At 52.6% G+C, this 18,737-nt stretch carries 14 protein-coding genes; 9 read left to right on the top strand and 5 right to left on the bottom strand.

Annotation, left to right across the window (positions count from 1 at the left end):
* The 4 genes from AAH187_RS13165 to AAH187_RS13150 all read right to left on the bottom strand — a co-directional run.
* On the bottom strand, nucleotides 1–2,169 hold a 2,169-nt coding region (locus AAH187_RS13165), incomplete at its 3' end, for a radical SAM protein (protein ID WP_342348922.1).
* Nucleotides 2,170–2,747: 578 nt separating this feature from the next.
* Complete coding sequence (locus tag AAH187_RS13160; protein WP_342348921.1) at nucleotides 2,748–3,086, bottom strand: hypothetical protein; 339 nt, start codon at nucleotides 3,084–3,086, stop codon at nucleotides 2,748–2,750.
* Nucleotides 3,087–3,179: 93 nt separating this feature from the next.
* A complete protein-coding gene (locus AAH187_RS13155) occupies nucleotides 3,180–4,169 on the bottom strand; it encodes an alpha-E domain-containing protein (RefSeq protein ID WP_342348920.1) in 990 nt (329 codons plus the stop codon).
* 3 nt (nucleotides 4,170–4,172) lie between these two features.
* Entirely contained in the window at nucleotides 4,173–5,633 is a 1,461-nt protein-coding gene (locus tag AAH187_RS13150) for a circularly permuted type 2 ATP-grasp protein (protein WP_342348919.1), read from the bottom strand.
* 283 nt (nucleotides 5,634–5,916) lie between these two features.
* Between AAH187_RS13150 and AAH187_RS13145 the strand changes: the two genes are divergently transcribed.
* From AAH187_RS13145 to AAH187_RS13135, 3 genes are all read left to right on the top strand, one after another.
* Nucleotides 5,917–9,249, top strand: a complete 3,333-nt coding sequence (locus AAH187_RS13145; RefSeq protein ID WP_342348918.1) for a transglutaminase family protein — start codon at nucleotides 5,917–5,919, stop codon at nucleotides 9,247–9,249.
* Between the two features lie 72 nt (nucleotides 9,250–9,321).
* On the top strand, nucleotides 9,322–11,916 hold the full coding sequence (locus AAH187_RS13140) for a circularly permuted type 2 ATP-grasp protein (protein ID WP_342348917.1): 2,595 nt from the start codon (nucleotides 9,322–9,324) through the stop codon (nucleotides 11,914–11,916).
* Entirely contained in the window at nucleotides 11,913–12,803 is an 891-nt protein-coding gene (locus AAH187_RS13135; protein ID WP_342348916.1) for a transglutaminase family protein, read from the top strand. Before AAH187_RS13140 ends, AAH187_RS13135 begins: the two co-directional genes overlap by 4 nt.
* Before the next feature lie 310 nt (nucleotides 12,804–13,113).
* Here the strand turns inward: AAH187_RS13135 and AAH187_RS13130 are convergent, their stop codons facing one another.
* Nucleotides 13,114–14,136, bottom strand: a complete 1,023-nt coding sequence (locus tag AAH187_RS13130; RefSeq protein ID WP_342348915.1) for a phosphate ABC transporter substrate-binding protein — start codon at nucleotides 14,134–14,136, stop codon at nucleotides 13,114–13,116.
* 430 nt (nucleotides 14,137–14,566) lie between these two features.
* On the opposite strand from AAH187_RS13130, the gene AAH187_RS13125 reads away from it, so the two are divergent.
* From AAH187_RS13125 to AAH187_RS13100, 6 genes are all read left to right on the top strand, one after another.
* Complete coding sequence (locus tag AAH187_RS13125; RefSeq protein WP_342348914.1) at nucleotides 14,567–14,866, top strand: metalloregulator ArsR/SmtB family transcription factor; 300 nt, start codon at nucleotides 14,567–14,569, stop codon at nucleotides 14,864–14,866.
* 29 nt (nucleotides 14,867–14,895) lie between these two features.
* Entirely contained in the window at nucleotides 14,896–15,753 is an 858-nt protein-coding gene (locus AAH187_RS13120; protein ID WP_342348913.1) for a phosphate ABC transporter substrate-binding protein, read from the top strand.
* Nucleotides 15,710–16,597: a phosphate ABC transporter permease subunit PstC gene (gene pstC, locus AAH187_RS13115; protein WP_342348912.1), complete on the top strand. Its 888-nt coding sequence runs from the start codon at nucleotides 15,710–15,712 to the stop codon at nucleotides 16,595–16,597. Before AAH187_RS13120 ends, pstC begins: the two co-directional genes overlap by 44 nt.
* Before the next feature lie 49 nt (nucleotides 16,598–16,646).
* Complete coding sequence (gene pstA / locus AAH187_RS13110; RefSeq protein WP_342348911.1) at nucleotides 16,647–17,435, top strand: phosphate ABC transporter permease PstA; 789 nt, start codon at nucleotides 16,647–16,649, stop codon at nucleotides 17,433–17,435.
* The gene (locus AAH187_RS13105; protein ID WP_342348910.1) at nucleotides 17,405–18,274 is read left to right on the top strand and encodes an ATP-binding cassette domain-containing protein; all 870 of its coding nucleotides are present in this window, start codon (nucleotides 17,405–17,407) and stop codon (nucleotides 18,272–18,274) included. The genes pstA and AAH187_RS13105 overlap by 31 nt, the downstream gene beginning before the upstream one ends.
* A gap of 173 nt (nucleotides 18,275–18,447) precedes the next feature.
* Nucleotides 18,448–18,737: hypothetical protein (locus AAH187_RS13100; RefSeq protein WP_342348909.1), on the top strand; the 290-nt coding region annotated here is incomplete at its 3' end.

Below are 18,737 nucleotides of genomic sequence, written 5' to 3'. Positions count from 1 at the left end.
GGCTGAGGCTGACTGCCACCACTTATCAAACCCCTTTGGTCCGCCAAACGGGAAGCCTGCTCGAACTTCCTTATAAATAGGATATCGATGTCCCCCCGATTGATGAACCGGGACGGCGCGTTCGATCAGATTGAGTAACCATTCCCCCTGGCCGCGCTTCAACCTCACTTCTTCATCTGTGGTTCGGTTCGGCAACATGATTCTGTATTGCTCGCCATTACCTCGATCGACATCCGGCTGCCCACCGATCCAGACGAATTTTCGCTCTAACCTGGAATGGTCTTCTCGCTCTTCCAACTCTAAAATCTGTTTGACCCAGGTACGTTTGACCTTTGGTTTCGGGACCGGCTCCGGAAACCATTCCCTGACATCCCGGGTCAATTCCATCCCTTCTTTGTAATGCCACAGCGCCGCACGCAGGCCCTCTCCAATCCATTCCGGCATAGACGCCAGAGCATCCACATGAACCAGATCATTTTCCGCAAACCCTCCGAACTCGGGTCCGATAAGTTGAATACCATAGGCTTGGGGATGTAAGCCGATGGGACTGTGAGCAGTCGTCGTAAAGCGATGCCAGAAGGCTGATTGAATGAGGTCATGCGCAAATAATTGGCGCACACGTTCGAGGCTTTCAATGGTTTCACCGATCGTCTCACTGGGAATTCCATACATGAGATAGGCATGTACCAGAATCTCCGCGTTCCGGCAGGCCTGCACCACCCGAACCGTTTGGTCAACAGTGATCCCTTTTTTGACCAAGGCCAGCAGACGATCGCACGCCGCTTCCAAGCCGGCGCTCAAGGCGATGCAACCGGAGGCGGCCAGCAGACGGCAGAGGTCCGGCGTAAACGCCGGTTCAAACCGGACATTTCCCCACCAGGAAATGGTGACTTCCCGTTCAAGCAGAGACAGCGCCAGGTTTTTTAATCCCGCTGGTGGAGCGGCCTCATCCACGAAGTGAAACCCGCGGCTTCCCGTTTCAGCGATCAGGGCTTCGATACGATCCACCAACAATTCGCCCGGTGAGACTTCGTACCGGCCGATGTAATCCAGTCCCACATCACAGAACGTACATTGCTTCCAATAACACCCATGCGCCACCGTCAATTTATTCCAATGTCCATCGGACCAGAGCCGATGCATGGGATTCAAGGTATCCAGCACGGAAATATACTGATTGAGATGTAATCCGTCGTAGGTCGGGGTTCCCACATCAACCTGCGAAACGTCCGGCTCGCTGGCTCCGTTCTGCCAGACGACATTCTTCCCTGAACGAAGAAACGTCCGGCACAGATCGGACTCTCTCCGTTTCCCCTCCAGGTATTCCAACAGACAGAGGAAGGGCCGCTCTCCATCGTCAAGCGTCACGAAATCAACGCATTCAAACAGTCGGGGTTCCTGCAGCCGGCGCAACTCCGTATTGGGATACCCTCCCCCCAGCACCACCTTGATTTCCGGTCTTCTGCGCCGTAATTGTTGGCCCATCCGAAGTGCGCCATACAGATTGCCGGGAAACGGCACCGACAATCCGACGATAGCGGGTTGATGCCGGTCCACATGCTGCCAGAGCGCTTCGACCATCCACTCATCCGTGAGACTCATGGGTTGGGCCAGGGCTTCTTCAAGACGATCATAGGAATTCGCCTGCATGGCAATGGATTCGGCATAGCGACTCAACGCAAAGTGTGGCGCAATGGTCGCCTGAACCAGGTCGGCAAGGTCTTCGAGATACAAGGTTGCCAGATGTTTGGCCTGGTCGGCTTGATTGTGTGAACGATGTATCCCGTCCTGGTCTTCTGAATCCTTCGAGGCAAAGCGTGGACCTTGCGGAAGGAACGTGCCCTGACAGATGCGCGAAGCCAAGGTGGGATTTCGACCCTGCAAAAAGCTAATCACCGGGTTAATTGTCTCGACATACGCCCGCTCCAGGCTCAGCATTTGCCGCGCTTCACCAGGCAATTCGTCAAGTGGGGTCTTCCGGAGTTCGGTAAAAACCCGGCTCAAACCCCCACGGGAGAACAGGGCCAACACCATCTCAATGCCGACATCAGCCTGATGCGTGCGATACCCTTGTGACCGCAAAAACCCCGTCAAATAGGCCGTGGACGGATAGGGCGTATTGAGTTGGGTCAGAGGAGGGATAATCAGGAGGATAGATAATTCAGACATGATCGGTTGAGATGCTGATCGGTCAATCCAAATACCAATGATTCGCTACTCGCCTGGTTATTGAGATGGCAAGGCCTTGTCAAGAAAACGGGGGAAGCTTACCCCAGTGAAGCAAAGAGGACAAGTAAGGACAGAGGAGAGTATCCGGGAGTGTTGAAAAATGCCGCAGTGCCTGCGCCGGAGCTTCAGCAGGCAGTTCAGCGGCGTTCTCTGGTCCATGAAACGGGACGAGGAAAAAGTCAGTCGTAGAAAGGAGATCGAAAAGGAATTTTCACGTACCTCGCAATCGCCGGCGAGTCGTCATCCTTCAATGCATGGAGGAAATACCAGGGCATATTAAAAACGTTCAGGAGCTGGCCAGGTGTCCGTCTATTTTTCATGGTCACAATAATCTACTTAGTGAATCCAGCAACCTGATCCGGCATTCAATCCAGTGCATCAGATTGTGTGAAATGAGCCTACTGTACGGACTGACATTGATCCTTTGACCACCATCCCTCCACGTCATGTCACATCGCGACCTCACAGCCCACGGGTTATTTGGGGGGAGGCCCCGGCCTCCTCCAACTGTTGGCTGGTTACTGAACCGTCACTGAGATGCTGTCGGTTGCTGCAAGATAGTCGTGATCGTGGGTCGCGGCCTGCACCTTGATTTCGTGCTTGCCCTTGCTCAGGCCCTTGAATGTGCCTGGGAATTTTTTTTGGGGTTCCCCGTCAAGATAGACATGGCCATGCGCGGCCTGGGAACCTTTGACAAGTTCGTATGTCAGTTCAAAGGTGTCCCCCACTATAGCGCCATCCTTCGGCGACGTGATTGAAATCTTCGATCCATCATCGAAATCGGCCAAGGCAGGGGTGCCTGGGATAGTCAGACAAACGGCGATGAGCACAAGACCGAACAAGAACCATTGTTTCATGATGACCTCCTATGATTAAACCTGGGTGGTTATGACCCGGACAATTAGTAATGACACATCCCACGGGACGTTATCCTCTCCCACAGTTGAGTCTCACACTGATTGGGTTTGGGATTGAGATTGAGAAGGGGTGGAATAGCCACTCGTGCGAAAAAATGCCAGCGCGATCAAGTTGGCAATCTGGTCAAAATGCTCAAGCACCTGGGTCAGAAAAGGCGACAAGCCTGTGGAATAGACTTCTTGTAAACTGCCGAATTCCAGATCCGCCGCCAGGGCCCCACTTAATCGGATCGCCTGACGGGTTTCAGCCCGTCGACTACTTCCGGCCAATCGTTCCACGACTTTACTGATTTGCGCCGTCGTGTACCGGACGGATCGAGGAAATTTGTCATGAAAAAGGAGAAACTCCACGATTCGTTTCGGCACCAACTGTGCGGAGTAAAATTTCCGATAGGCCTCGAAGGCGCTGGCCGATTTCAACGCAGCTAAACATTGATGATATTCGGAAATTCTCCTGGGTTCAGTTGTGGGATCACTCAGTACAGGAATATCAATGAGTCGGGCCGTCCGTCCACCCCGCTCAATGTTCAGTCCCAACCGGTAAAAGTTCCATCCCTCATCGTGTACCATCGTGCTACCGACAACTCCGTCCAGGGTGTAGCAGGTGTTCCGCACATACCTGAGCAAATCGTATGTATCCGACCACAGATCAAGCTCTGTCTTTCCTTTGAGGCTGAGATAAAAATCATTCATAAAATGCCAAACCTCGCTGGACAACTGATCCTGGATCCCGCGGGCGCTGTTTCTGGCGGCCGCAATGAGATTCGTCAGCGAATTCGGATTGTCCCTGGAGAGCGTGACAAATTCCATGACCGGCCGGGTCTGGACTTCCCCGAAAATTTTTGTATAGGCCTCAAGCTCCCCGGTATCCTCTAAATATCGAGTCCAGATGTTGGCCTGGTCTTCCCGGGTCGCAATCTCGGTGAGCAAATGAAAATGCACATTCACAAACCTGGCCGTATATTCGGCGCGCTCCACCGAGCGCCCGATCCAGAAAAACGACTCTGCCGTTCGGCTCAACATGGTTTATTCATCCCCATAGAGCACCCACGTGTCCTTACTTCCCCCGCCTTGCGAAGAGTTCACCACCAGGGAGCCTTCTTTTAAGGCCACACGGGTCAACCCTCCCAAGGACAAGGAAATCTCCTCCCCCCAGAGCACAAACGGCCGAAGGTCGACATGTCGCCCGACCAATCTCATGTGTTCCTCCCCGTCTACGATACAGGGATGATGCGAGAGAGTCACCACAGGCTGGGCAATGTAGCTTCGCGGGTCCGTCTCTATTTTCTTCCGAAACTCCTCCTGCTCGGCTTTGGTCGAACTGGGTCCCATCAACATCCCGTATCCGCCTGATTCCGCCACGGCTTTGACGACCAACGACCCGAGATGTTCCAACACATACTTCCGGTCTTCCGGATTTCCGCACAAATAGGTCGGGACATTTTGCAGAATGGGTGTCTCGTTTAAGTAGTAGTCGATCATCTTCGGCACAAAGGTATAGACCGCCTTATCGTCTGCGATCCCGTTCCCGATGCCATTGGCCAAGCCCACATTCCCTGCCCGATAGGCCCTGACCAGGCCGGGAACGCCTAATACGGAATCCTTGCGAAACACTTCCGGATCGAGGAAGGCATCATCCACCCGCCGATAAATCACATCCACCTGTTGGAGACCTTGGGTGGTCTTCATATAGACCTTATCATCAGATTCCACGACAAGATCCCGGCCTTCCACCATTTGAATCCCCATTTGCAAGGACAAAAAGCAATGCTCAAAGTAGGCGGAATTAAACACACCGGGAGTCAGGAGAACAACGGTCGGATTTTCCTTGCCAAGGGGAGCCAGCCACTTGAGATTCTCCAGGAGTTGCGTCGGATACTGATCGACAGGTCGGACTTGCATGTCGGAAAACAGGTTGGGAAACAATTGCTTCATGACCAATCGGTTTTCCAGGACATACGACACGCCTGATGGTGTCCGGAGATTATCCTCCAGGACATAATACTGGCCTTCATGGTTCCGAATTAAATCAATCCCCGATACATGGATGAACACCTCTTTGGGCGGACAAAAACCCACTAAATCTTTCTGAAAATGCACGGAACTTTCTATGAGTTCGCGAGGCACCACCTGATCCTTAAGAATCCTTTGATCGCTATACAAGTCCACTAAAAACATATTCAAGGCCATGACGCGCTGACGAATCCCCTCTTCAATAACTCGCCATTCAAGATCCGGGATGATCCGTGGCATCAGATCAAAAGGAAAAATTTTCTCTGTTTGCTGGAGATCGCCATAGACAGTAAAGGTAATGCCCTGCCGCAAAAAAGCCTGATCGGCCTGACGCCGCTTTAATTCCAGATCTTTGGAGGAGAAATTCCGTAACCGTTCAACGAGACGACGATAATGAGGACGCGGAACGCCTGACGACTCAAACATTTCATCGAAACCTGATTTCATCTGATAGCGATCAAATAACGATTTCACAACCCTATCCTTTGATCAGTGGCCTCTCGCCAAAAAACTATCTCGCCGGAATTTACGAAAAAGACTGTAACATAGCCGACCGGCACAATGGCAATTTCAACAATAGGATACAGATCATTCAACGCTTGTCTCGGATTGGTGATTACACAGTCGCATCGAGTTGAATGATGCAAAACTATTAGGGAGAGTGCTAAGATTCTTCAATCGGTCTTGTGAAGATGGTCATGGCATTTTTCCATTATCCTTTCACCAACACAGATATTCCATAGGCTATTGATTCTTCATGGCACTCCACGTCGCACTCAATCATCAAACTCATTATCGCTACGATCGTCCCGTTCAGATGGGACCTCACGTCATCCGGCTGCGGCCGGCTCCCCATAGCCGGACGCCCATTCTGAGTTACGCACTCAAGATTGAGCCAACCGGGTATTTCCTGAACTGGCAACAGGATCCACACGGCAACTATCTGGCTCGGATTATCTACCCTGAAAAAGTTAGGGAATTTCATGTGGAAGTCGACCTTGTCGCCGACATGGTCGTCTATAACCCCTTTGACTTTTTTCTGGAGCCTGACGCCGAGACACTTCCCTTCAACTATGATCCTCTGGTCAAAGAGGACCTGCTGCCGTTTTTGGCCAAAGAACCACCGGGCCCTCGACTGCAAGAATGGCTGCGACAATTCACCGCGCCACACGGAGATCCTACCGTTCCCTTTCTCATGAATCTCAATCAGCAACTCAAGGCTCAAATCGACTATGTCGTCCGTATGGAACCCGGCGTGCAAACCCCTGATGAGACGCTGGAACTTGGCCGTGGGTCGTGCCGGGACACCGGTTGGCTCCTCGTGCAGATCCTTCGCCACCTGGGCATTGCCAGTCGATTCGTTTCCGGCTATTTAATTCAGCTTGTCGCCGACGTGAAATCGTTGGATGGTCCATCTGGTGCCGAACGGGACTTCACAGACCTTCATGCCTGGGTAGAGGCCTATCTGCCTGGAGCCGGGTGGGTGGGACTGGATGCCACGTCCGGCCTGTTGGCCGGAGAAGGGCACATCCCTCTGGCCTGCACACCTCACCCGTTGAATGCTGCGCCAATTAGTGGAGTGATGGAGATTTGCGAAACGACGTTTTCCCACGAGATGTCGGTCACCCGTATTGTAGAAACGCCACGGGTGACGAAGCCCTACACAGAAGAACAATGGCAGGCGATTGATCAATTTGGACAGCAACTGGATACGGAATTGGCGGCCAACGATGTACGCCTTACCATCGGAGGGGAACCCACCTTTATCTCCATTGATCATCCTGATGCGCCTGAATGGAATACCGAGGCCGTCGGTGACACGAAACGGCCCTTGGCGGCGAATCTCATTAAACGCTTACGGGAGCGCTTTGCCCCTGGAGGCCTTCTGCACTTTGGCCAGGGAAAATGGTATCCCGGCGAACCGTTGCCACGCTGGGCCTTTAGCCTCTATTGGCGGCAGGATGGAAAACCGATCTGGCAGGAGGACCAACTCTTTGCGGAAGAGAATGAGGCCTCGGACGTCTCCGCTGATGATGCCAACCACTTAATTCAAGGAATCGCCAAACGGGTGGAGGTGGGCACCAAAACCATTCAACCCGTCTATGAAGATCCATGGCATTTCATCGGTCAGGAACGCAAGCTGCCGGAAAATCTCGAACCGGCCACCAATAATCTCGACGACCCCATGGCCCGTGCCCGGCTCGCCAAGGTGTATGAACGTGGCCTGGGCAAACCAGCCGGCTATGTCCTGCCATTGCAACGCTGGAATGCAAAGGACGGACAACGTCGATGGGTCACCGCTACGTGGACCACCCGTAGTCAACACCTGTTTTTGGTCCCTGGTGACTCGCCGATCGGCTTTCGTTTGCCCTTACCATCATTACCGGTCCTAGATCCCAAAGACTATCCCTACATTATTCCGACGGACCCATTCGACATACGGGGGCCCTTACCCGATCCGGTTCAACAATCCTCCCTTCAGGAACAACGGCTTCAAAAACAACAGGGAGAAGACGGGCAACATGAACCGGCTCAAGTCATCATGGGACAGAAGAGCGGTATCGGTGCAGGAGGTGTCGTCCGCGCGTCTCTCACGGTGGAGCCTCGCAACGGACATCTCTGCGTGTTCATGCCGCCACTCGAATCGGCTGAAGATTATCTTGATCTGGTCACCGTGATTAAAGATACCGCTGCGGAATTGAAGCAGCCTCTTCACTTGGAAGGTTACACGCCCCCCTATGACCCTCGCATAAACGTCTTAAAGATTACTCCCGATCCTGGAGTGCTCGAGGTAAATATCCATCCCGCAAAAAATTGGTCGGACATGGTTGCGATTACTACGGCCATCTATGAAGAGGCGAGGCTCTGTCGATTAGGCACGGAAAAGTTCATGTTGGATGGACGACACACCGGAACCGGTGGCGGCAATCATGTGGTCATGGGAGGCGGCACGCCTGCCGACAGCCCCTTTCTGCGTCGGCCCGATCTCCTGCGCAGCCTGATCGCTTACTGGCAACGTCACCCGTCCCTCTCCTATGTTTTTTCCGGCCTCTTCATCGGCCCAACCAGTCAGGCTCCCCGCATCGATGAAGCCCGGCATGATTCCTTGTATGAACTGGAACTGGGATTTGCTCAGGTTCCCGCCCCCAATATCGGAGCACCGCCGCCGCCATGGCTGGTCGATCGGATCTTTCGAAATTTGCTCATTGATGTCACCGGGAATACTCATCGCACGGAAATTTGTATCGACAAACTTTATTCGCCGGATGGCCCGACCGGTCGACTCGGATTGGTGGAATTCCGGGCCTTCGAGATGCCGCCCCATGAACGCATGAGTTTGGCTCAACAGGTCCTCCTCCTTGCGCTCGTTGCGCGTTTTTGGAAGTCTCCGGACCATGGAAACCTTGTTCGATGGGGCACCCAGCTTCATGATCGCTTTATGCTCCCCCACTTCCTCGCTCAGGATCTCCATGAGGTCATCCATGAGATGAACTCCGCCGGGTACGAGCTGCAGAAAGACTGGTTCGCGCCTCACCTGGAGTTTCGTTTTCCGCTCTTTGGTTCGATCAACTATGGCAGTCTGGTCATGGAAGTTCGGCAGGCTCTGGAACCCTGGCATGTGATGGGAGAGCAAGGAGCCCCTGGAGGCACTGTACGATATGTGGATTCTTCGGTCGAACGTCTACAGATCAAACTGTCCGGCTCAACCGAAAACCGTTATATCATCGCCTGCAATGGCAAACGCGTACCCATGACACCAACTGGACGGCAGGGAGAAACGGTCGGCGGCGTCCGGTACAGGGCCTGGCAGCCTCCAAACTGTTTGCATCCCAAAATCGGGGTTGATGCACCGCTGACTTTCGACATTTACGATCAATGGGCCGGGCGGGCAGTTGCCGGGTGTACCTACCATGTGGCTCATCCGGGCGGACGGAATTTTGAACATTTCCCCGTCAATGCCTATGAAGCCGAAAGCCGGCGTTTGGCCAGATTTCATTCCTTTGGTCATACCGCCGGACCCTATACCGAACCGCCGGATACTTCTCGCCCGGAATTTCCTTACACGCTCGATCTCCGATGGCAGGCCTAATCTCTTACAGTGGACAGTGTATTCAGGAAACGGTAAGGTAATTTTGATCATCCCTCGACGAAAAACACTCTGATGGATTCCATGGCGGCCTCCCTTTCTCCCGAACCACCGGATTCCCTTTCCCAGCCCTCAACGATGTACCCGCCTCAGCCGGATACCTTTGATGAACTCGTGGCGTCAGACGGGTCCGTCCGTCCGCACTGGCAGAATCTGTTGAATCAATTCGAGAGCCTGGAGGCCGCTCAACGCCGTCAGGCTCACGAAACTGCCACACGAATGTTGAAAGATGACGGCATGACGTATCTTGCCAGTCAGAATGGACGACAATCTGACAGACCCTGGCAACTTGACTTATTTCCCCTGTTGATCAGCCAGGAGGAATGGCAACACCTCGAATCAGGGCTGATTCAACGAGCCCGCCTCCTCAACCATATCTTGAGCGATTTGTATGGCCCGCAACAATTGCTGAAAAATGGAACGTTACCCCCTGCTGTCGTGTTTGGAAATCCCCAGTTTTTGCAGCCCTGTCACGGCGTACCGGTGGCGGGAGGCACTTACTTACATTTCCTGGCATTCGATGTGGCGCGGGCACCGGACGGAAATTGGTGGGTCTTGCGGGACCGCACCGAAGCGCCCACCGGCGCCGGATTCGCCCTCGAAAATCGCATTATCGTCTCAAGGTCTTTACCCAATCTGTTTGCCCGGACACAGGTCCAACGACTCTCTTCCTTTTTCCAGACCTTCAGCGAGAGCTTTCGCCAGTTTTCCCAACGGGAAGATCCCATGGCGGTAGTGCTCTCACCAGGCCCAGAAAACATGGCGTATTTTGAACATGCGTACCTGGCTCGGTATCTGGGATACCCGATCGTCGAAGGGTCGGACATGACCGTACGCGATGAACGGCTGTTCCTGAAAACGGTCGATGGTCTGAAACCAGTTGATCTGGTCTTGCGGCGGATTTATTCGGACCTGTGCGATCCCCTCGAATTGATGACCGAATCCACGACAGGTGTTCCAGGGCTACTCCAAGCCATTCGAGCCGGACACGTTACGATGGCCAACGCGCTCGGAAGCGGATTGATCGAAAGCGAAGTCCTCTTAAGCTTTCTGCCGACGTTATCAAAATTCTTTTTTGGCGAAGGGCTTAAAATTCCCAGTGTCGCCACCTGGTGGTGTGGACAAGCCAACGAACGGGCCTACGTGCTCGACAATATGGACCACTTGTTAATTCGTCGCGTATTAACCCCCAAGCGGGGCCTCACCCACGACCGTCTGTCTTCCTTCGGGCCTGACCTGAATGAACAAGATCGCAGAGCCCTGGCTCAAGCCATTGACCGGCGTGGGCATGAGTACGTAGGACGGGAAATCGTTTCCCCATCCACTACTCCATTTTGGACGTCTCAGGATGAACTCAAACCCGCCCCGATGACCGTCCGCATTTATCTGACAGCCACGAAAGACGGCTATACCGTCATGCCGGGCGGACTTGCTCGCGTGTCGGTTCGATCGGATCCCCGTGGTCACTGGCATGAACCCGGGGATTTCAGTAAAGACACATGGGTAAAATCGAATGGTCCTCTTGATATCCCGGCAGCCGTCACACTTCCCCATCAAACGCTTCAGCTTCGACGAGGAGGACGGGATCTGCCCAGTCGAACCGCTGACAATCTTTTCTGGCTGGGCCGTTACACCGAACGCGCTGAAGGCGCGATCCGTTTATTACGAAGCCTGGTGTCACGCATGAGCGGCGAGGCGGGAATCGGAGATGATCCCGAGACCCTGCATCGTTTGGTTTCCCTCCTCGTGATGCAAAAACATTTATCGCCCCGTCGGGCCAAACGTGCTGTGGAAGGCGGAGCGGGCGCGGTAGAAGCAGAACTTCGAACGATTTTATTTGACCCGGATTCACCGGACGGCTTGGCAACCATTCTCCAGAATGTGCGACGCACCGCAGAACTGGTCCGCCACCGGTTGTCTCTCGACACCTGGAATATTTTAATGGAACTCACCAGCGTGCCAAAGGAATGGGCGCAGACAAAAGGACAAAGCATCGATGACGCCATTCGCCTGCTGAGCCGGATGATTCAACATTTGGCCGCACTCAACGGCATGGTCATGGAAAATATGACCCGCAGCTATGCCTGGCGTTTCTTGGAAATGGGACGGCGCCTGGAACGAGTGAGACATTTATCCAAACTCATCCGTCATTTAGCCTCACGGGGAACGCCGGAAACCACCGGTGCTCTCAATCTGCTTCTGGAATTAGCCGACGCCTCCATTACCTACCGAACCCGATACAAGGCTGAAGCCAAACTTGCAGCGGTCCTGGATTTACTGTTGGCCGATGACACCAACCCCCGTTCTATTATTTTCCAATTATCGACGATCGAGGCACACATCAACGCGTTGCCTCGAGAAGAAGCCTCGGCTTCCATCAACCCGGCACTAAGGATTACCACACGCGGGTGCACGGATATTCGACTGGCCGACATGATGGAACTCGCTCAACTCACGACAAAAACCGGAGCGCGAGTCCATCTGGAACGACTGCTCAAACAACTGGATCAACACGTGCATCAACTCTCCGATGTCGTGGCGCATACCTTTTTCAGTCATTCATTGGCCCAACGTATTTCCGGGCCTCAATGGCTCGAGGGCATTCCGTGAAATATCACGTCACTCACAGGACCACCTTCGCCTACAGCCAGCCGGTTGCCATTTCTCATCATGTGTTGCGCCTCACCCCCCGGTCCCATCCCCGACAACATTGCCTTCGATCGACGATGACGTTTGATCCCACGCCGTCTGTCCGTTCAGAAGGCATAGACTATTTTGGGAATCCGATAACCCATTTGACCATTCAAACGCCCCATCCTAAATTGATCGTCGAAACCAAAACCTTAGTGGAGGTCCTAAAGCCTGATCCGATACCGTTAGATCAAAGTCCGCCATGGGATCAAGTCGTCCAACAACTCCAGAGACCGTTGAATTCCCCGAATCTGGAAGCCCAACAATTTATGTATGACTCCCCGTATATCACCGTTGACGATGCCACGTATGATTTTGTTCGTGAATGTTTTCCAGCCGGGCGCCCGCTTCTGGCCGGAGTCATGGATTTAACCAGCCGAATTTTTCAGGAATTCACGTACGAAGGAGGTGTGACTGAGGTGTCCACACCGGTTCAAGATGTCCTCACCTCACGGAAAGGCGTTTGCCAGGACTTTGCGCATTTGGAAATCGCCGCACTCCGCAGCCTTGGTTTGCCCGCACGGTATATCAGTGGATATCTTTTGACGCATCCACCTGCGGGACAGGAAAAACTGGTGGGCGCCGATGCCTCCCATGCCTGGTTAGCCGCATGGAGTCCCGGCCTCGGTTGGGTCGACTTTGATCCCACCAACAATATCATTCCCGGCGATGAACACATCACCCTGGCCTGGGGACGGGACTATGGAGATGTCAGTCCGATTAATGGCTTCATGGTTGGGGGTGGACACCATACTCTCGCCGTGTCCGTGGACGTCAGCCCCGCTCCCCATCCTTCACTCGTGTAATCCTGATCCTTCAACAGGAAGTATTTCACAGTAGGATTCGTGAATATCTGCCGCAGCCTCTGCCAAATTCGCCTTAGAATTCCCGGTAGATCAAAAAAACTGCGACGGGCACTTCCCTGAATGTCGGTATGCGCTATTCATTCTATTGAGCGGCGGCGTCATATCGTTCATTCTGCCTGACACCCGGTTCCTTAGCAGGGGATTAACTCCAGAATTAGGGGCGTCAGGCAGCGCAGGAATTTTGGAGGGTTGGCAATCATGCGTCCCTCAATTCCATTGATACCCGGTTTGACTATTTGAGATCCTTCGGTCATTTAGAGTTAGAGACCGAAGCCAGCGGACTGGACCAGGCTGCGGACAAGGCAATCAGGTCTTTGGTAGGAAGCGGAAAAAATCCTGATTTCGCAACCACTTGCTGCCCTTCCAGACTCACCGCAAATTTAATAATTTCGGAGAGGAGGGGAGAATGTTCCTTATTTGGGGGTTCATTCACATAGAGATATAACACTCGATGAAGTGGATAGGACCCATTCGTCGCAGACTGAAATGTCGGCTCGACAAAGGGATCGCCATCAACGGCAGCCACATGTAAGGGTTTAACGGAATTGGTGCGATAGCCGATTCCACTATAGCCGACGGCATAAGGATCATTCATGACGGCATGAACGACGGACGCGGCACCAGGTTGAACAATGCTGCTCTCTTTATCTTTCCCATCCAACAAGACGAATTCCCTGAAAAACTGTCCGGTACCTGATTTCGCATCCCGAATGTGAGAAACAATGGAAGCTTTGTCCCATACTCCGGAAAGGCCCAGCTGTCCCCAGGTGTCGATGGCCTCCGGAGCCCCTCGGAGTCTCTCCGAGGAAAACAACGCATCCAATTGTTGAAACGTGATGTTGTTGAGCGGATTATCCTTATGAACAAAAATAGCAAACGCATCGACGGCAACAGGAACCGACGTGGGTGCATACCCTACTTTTTTGGTGAATTCCTCGATTTCCCGGAGACTCATCTCGCGCGACATGGCCGCTATCTTCGTCTTCCCCTTTATTAATAATTCAACGCCCGTGTTGGACCCGTCTGTCTCCAGACTGATCTCCAAGCCAGGATGGATTTTCCCCAGCTTGTCTTTCCAGGCTTCCAAAATGGTTGTCATGGTATTGGACCCATTGATTTCGACTTTCCCCGACACACGCCTTTGTGGAGAGTACGAAGGTATCTGTTCGTCCACAACGGGAAACAAGTCGTCTGCTCCCATAGCCGGGGCACCCAGCAGCAGAAACCAAATCAGGAACCCACCTCTAAGGAATGTCATTCTCTCTAATTTCATGTTCGCTTCTCCTTGAAAGATTTTCCGCGTTATTCGTCCATTGTTCCATCCGATTCTTACGCATCAGAAAGAGGGCTATTCTTCCTTCCCATATTTACCGCTCAGGGTATACCGTATCGCATAATGATGTCAGGCAAGTTTCACGCATGTTACAACCGAGTTAATTTTTAAGGGATACCCACATTACCCACAGAAAGGAGAAACACACATCCAGATCGGGGAAACTCTTTCCGATGCATGCCTCACCCACTTGGTCCCATCAGATCTATCCAGAACACATGCATGCGTCAAGCAAAAACTGCCGTGACGTCTGCGTCAATTGACTTGACTCTCAACGAAAGTTCACATTAAATTCCGTTCATATGAATTAGCAATCATATTTAAGATACGTTTACCTCAAAATTTTAGGATACCCATACCCGTCAGTCTTATGAAAATAAAAACCACATCTCCGGACTGTGCCGGCAAACTGAAAATTTTGTCAGATCCAACTCGTCTTGGCGTGCTTGAAGCCCTCATGTCCGGACCAAAAAATGTCGGGGAATTGATGGAACAATTGGAAGTGGAACAAAGTTTGTTATCCCATCATTTAGCTGTGTTACGGGATAACGATCTCGTGGAGGCCACCCGGGAGGGAAAAACGATGATCTACACACTCCCGGAAAATGTCGCAGATTCTACGAGCGGTAAAGCCATCAACCTTGGATGTTGCAAAATCTCTTTTGATTAAGATCGGCCTTCGCTTCCTTCAGCAAACCTATGATAAAAACCATTCAAAGACTCTTTTCCCTTCTTGCAATCTTCGGAGCCATCGCGATAACAAGCGGACTCTCCACGACACCCCTGTCGCAGCACTCGCTCGCATATGCTGATGGCCACAAACTGGTCATCACCGGCTCCAGTACCATGGCTCCCCTGGTGTCCGAAATCGGGAAGCGATTTGAAGCACGCCATCCAGGTGTCCGGGTGGACGTGCAAACCGGAGGTTCTTCACGCGGCATTGCTGATGCCATCAATGGATTAGCTGACATTGGTATGGCCTCCCGGGCTCTGAAGCCTCAAGAGCAACACCTGCATGGAGCAGTCATTGCGAATGATGGCATCACCCTCATTCTACACACGGCCAATCCCGTTCAGGAATTAACCGATGATCAGATCCGATCCATCTATACCGGGAATATTTCTAACTGGAACCAGGTTGGTGGATCTGATGCCCCCATAACCGTTGTCAATAAGGCCGAGGGGCGCTCCACGCTGGAATTATTTCTGCACTATTTTACATTATCCAATCGTGACATTCACGCTCATGTGGTCATCGGAGACAACGAACAAGGCATTAAGACCGTTGCTGGAAATCCCCATGCGATCGGCTATGTCTCCATTGGCACAGCACAATACGATGCCACCGATGGCATACCAATTCGACTCTTGCCTTTAGAGCATATTCCAGCCTCGATCGAAACGGTCAGGGAAGGCCTTTTCCCCCTTTCCCGCCCCCTGACACTTGTAACAAAGTCTCTTCCAGCAGGACTTATTAAAACCTTTATTGATTTCGCTCAGTCCATTTCCGTCAATGATCTCATCCTCAAGGAATATTTCGTCCCACTTCACGAGTGAGAACCTTCTCTCATGGAGTGTCCGTCTTCTGGCGTCGTTGGCGGGAGGACTGTTGCTACTGGTCGTCGCATACCTGATTCGAGAGGCCTGGCCTGCCCTTCAGCAGATAGGGGTGTCGCGATTTTTTAGCGATCCGGACTGGTATCCAACCGAAGACCTCTTTCTACTGACGCCCATGATATGGGGAACCGTCTTGACCACCGCCGGATCAGTTCTTCTCGCCGCCCCGCTCGGAATTCTCTCAGCACTTTTCTGTCATTTTTATGCGCCTCCTTTTCTTGGCCGGTGGTACCGCCGCATGATCGAACTCTTAGCCGGGATTCCTTCCGTCGTATTTGGCTTCTGGGGCCTGGTAGTCCTGGTCCCACTCATCGGCCGGTGGCATCCTCCCGGTCCCAGTCTCCTGGCCGGCATTCTCATCCTGACGCTCATGATCATACCAACCATTACGTTAGTCGCCCACGCAAGTATTGCCCACATTCCAGCCGCGTATATTCATAACGCCACCGCCTTAGGATTCAGCCGATGGTCAATAATCCGGCACGTCATTCTTCCCACAACCAAAGTGGGACTCTGCACCGGTATTTTATTGGGATTGGCACGGGCACTCGGGGAAACGATGGCCATGTTGATGGTCTGTGGAAACGTAGTGCGCACCCCTTCTCATCTGTTTGATCCAATCCGAACGTTGACCGCAAACATTGCCCTGGAAATGGCCTACGCGTTAGGCAATCATCGGGCAGCACTATTTGTCAGCGGTCTCTTCCTCATGGGACTCGTCGTCATTTTTGTCGCTCTGGCAGAGGGCTTACGCCACACAAACACCAATGTCGCAACAAAGTAGACATGTTCACGAATACGGCGCTGTCGCTCTCATATGGACGGCGGCCACCATGGTGGTTATCCCCTTTCTCTGGTTGATGGGTGATTTACTCTGGCACGGATGGAGTCACCTATCATGGAGCTTTGTGTTTTCCGCCCCGCAAAATGCCGGGCGGGAAGGTGGAATCGGCCCGATCCTTATGTCCACCATACTGATCATTGGCGTATGTATGGGGGTGACAGTGCCGATGGGATTGGGGACCGCATTGTTTCTTTCAGAATATACTCCCCACGATCATGTCTCCGGCCGACTGATTAGAGGCTCGCTGGACGTGATGGCCGGAGTCCCCTCCATTGTCTTTGGCTTATTCGGAAACGCCCTGTTCTGCCAGGCCCTTGGATTAGGATTTTCCATTCTGTCGGGAGGCCTGACGTTAGCCTGCATGGTGTTGCCTATTTTAATTCGCACGGTTGAGGAAAGTTTTCGGGCCATTTCCCGAGACCAGCGATTTTCCGCCACTGCCCTTGGCCTTTCCAAGTCAACGATCATTCGAACCATTTTCCTCCCTGCGGCCATTCCCGGCCTGTTAGTCGGAGGCATCCTGGGGGTAGGTCGGGCGATGGCAGAAACCGCGGCCTTGATTTACACCAGCGGATACGTGAACCGGATGCCGGAATCCTTGATGGACTCCGGACGTTCCCTCGCAGTGCACATTTACGATCTGGCGATGAACGTGGCCGGCGGTAATCCCAATGCCTACGCCACAGCCCTTGTCCTGGTGAGTGGACTGTTGATCATTAATTTTTTTGCTTCCTGGATTGCCTCACGATGGACGTCATTCAACCAACTCCCCGCATAATTTCCGATCCACACGAACGGCCGGGATTCAGAGCATCGCTCCCCTACCAATTCACCGATCCTCGTTGTGAGCCTGTCACCCACATTCGCGCAGAAAATCTTTCCATCGCCTATCATGGTCAGCAGGCTCTTGGAGAGGTCGACCTTGAAATCAATCGGGGAGGCATTACCGCCCTGGTGGGGCCGTCTGGTTGCGGCAAAACCAGTTTTCTCATGAGCCTCAATCGCTTGACGGATTTGATTCCGGGATGCGAGGTCTCAGGGCATCTGCATATGAGTGATTTGGATATTCTGGCTCAAAACACGGATCTGCTCCACCTGCGCCGTAGCGTCGGAATGATTTTCCAAAAACCTACCGTCTTTCCTTTTTCAATCCGCAAAAACCTTGAACTCCCTCTTAGAGAACATGGCACGTATGATCGCATGCGTCTGGCCTCCACCATAGAACACGTCCTCCGGCAAGTGGGGCTCTGGCATGAAATCAAGGACCGGCTCGATCGTCCGGCTCAAGGCTTATCAGGAGGCCAACAACAGAGGCTCTGCCTGGCACGGGCATTAGTATTATCTCCAGAGGTGCTGTTACTGGATGAACCGTGCAGCGCATTAGATCCCATTTCCAGCGGAATCATTGAAGATCTGATCCATAGTCTACAGGGTCACTATACAATTCTTATCGTCACGCATAACCTCGCACAGGCCCGCCGAATTGCCGATCATGTCGCCTTTTTTTGGTCATTTGACGGTGTGGGGAAGCTCGTGGAGCAAGGCCCCGTACGCCAAATCTTCGAATCCCCAACAGAATCATTGACCGCCGGCTACATTTCCGGTATTCGTGGGTAAGTCGTCTGCCCTCCCAGCCCTCATCGCACGAGAAGTTTTCCATTTTTACATCCGTTTGACCTTCCCTTAACACGCCTGTAATACGCCTGCTCTAGTCTCTCTTTACATATGAACGAAAAAATCCAATCTATTCTCTACACCCGCAGTCTTTCCAACAAAGGGAGGCAGTATTCATGAAGGTTGTTAAATTACTCATGGGCCTTACCTGCCTATGCATTTTTTGGCAGACAAGTGCTTGGGCCATTGAACCTCTAATTGAAGTCTTACGCGAAAAAAATCTCATCACCAAAGAAGAATGGATCAAAATTGAGGCTGCATCAGAGAAGAAAGCTGAGGAAGAGATCAAAGCCCTTGAGGCGAAATTTCCCGTCAGAGTCGGCTGGGGCAATAAGGGATTGGAATTTTCCACTTCGGATGGAAAGTTTGCCACGCAAATTCAGTGGCGGTTTCAAGGCCGGTGGTC

The organism is uncultured Nitrospira sp. (genome assembly GCA_902500695.1).
Lineage (GTDB): Bacteria > Nitrospirota > Nitrospiria > Nitrospirales > UBA8639 > Nitrospira_E.
The sequence above is the reverse complement of the archived record's forward strand: the minus strand, read 5'-3'. Positions and strand labels throughout refer to the sequence as shown.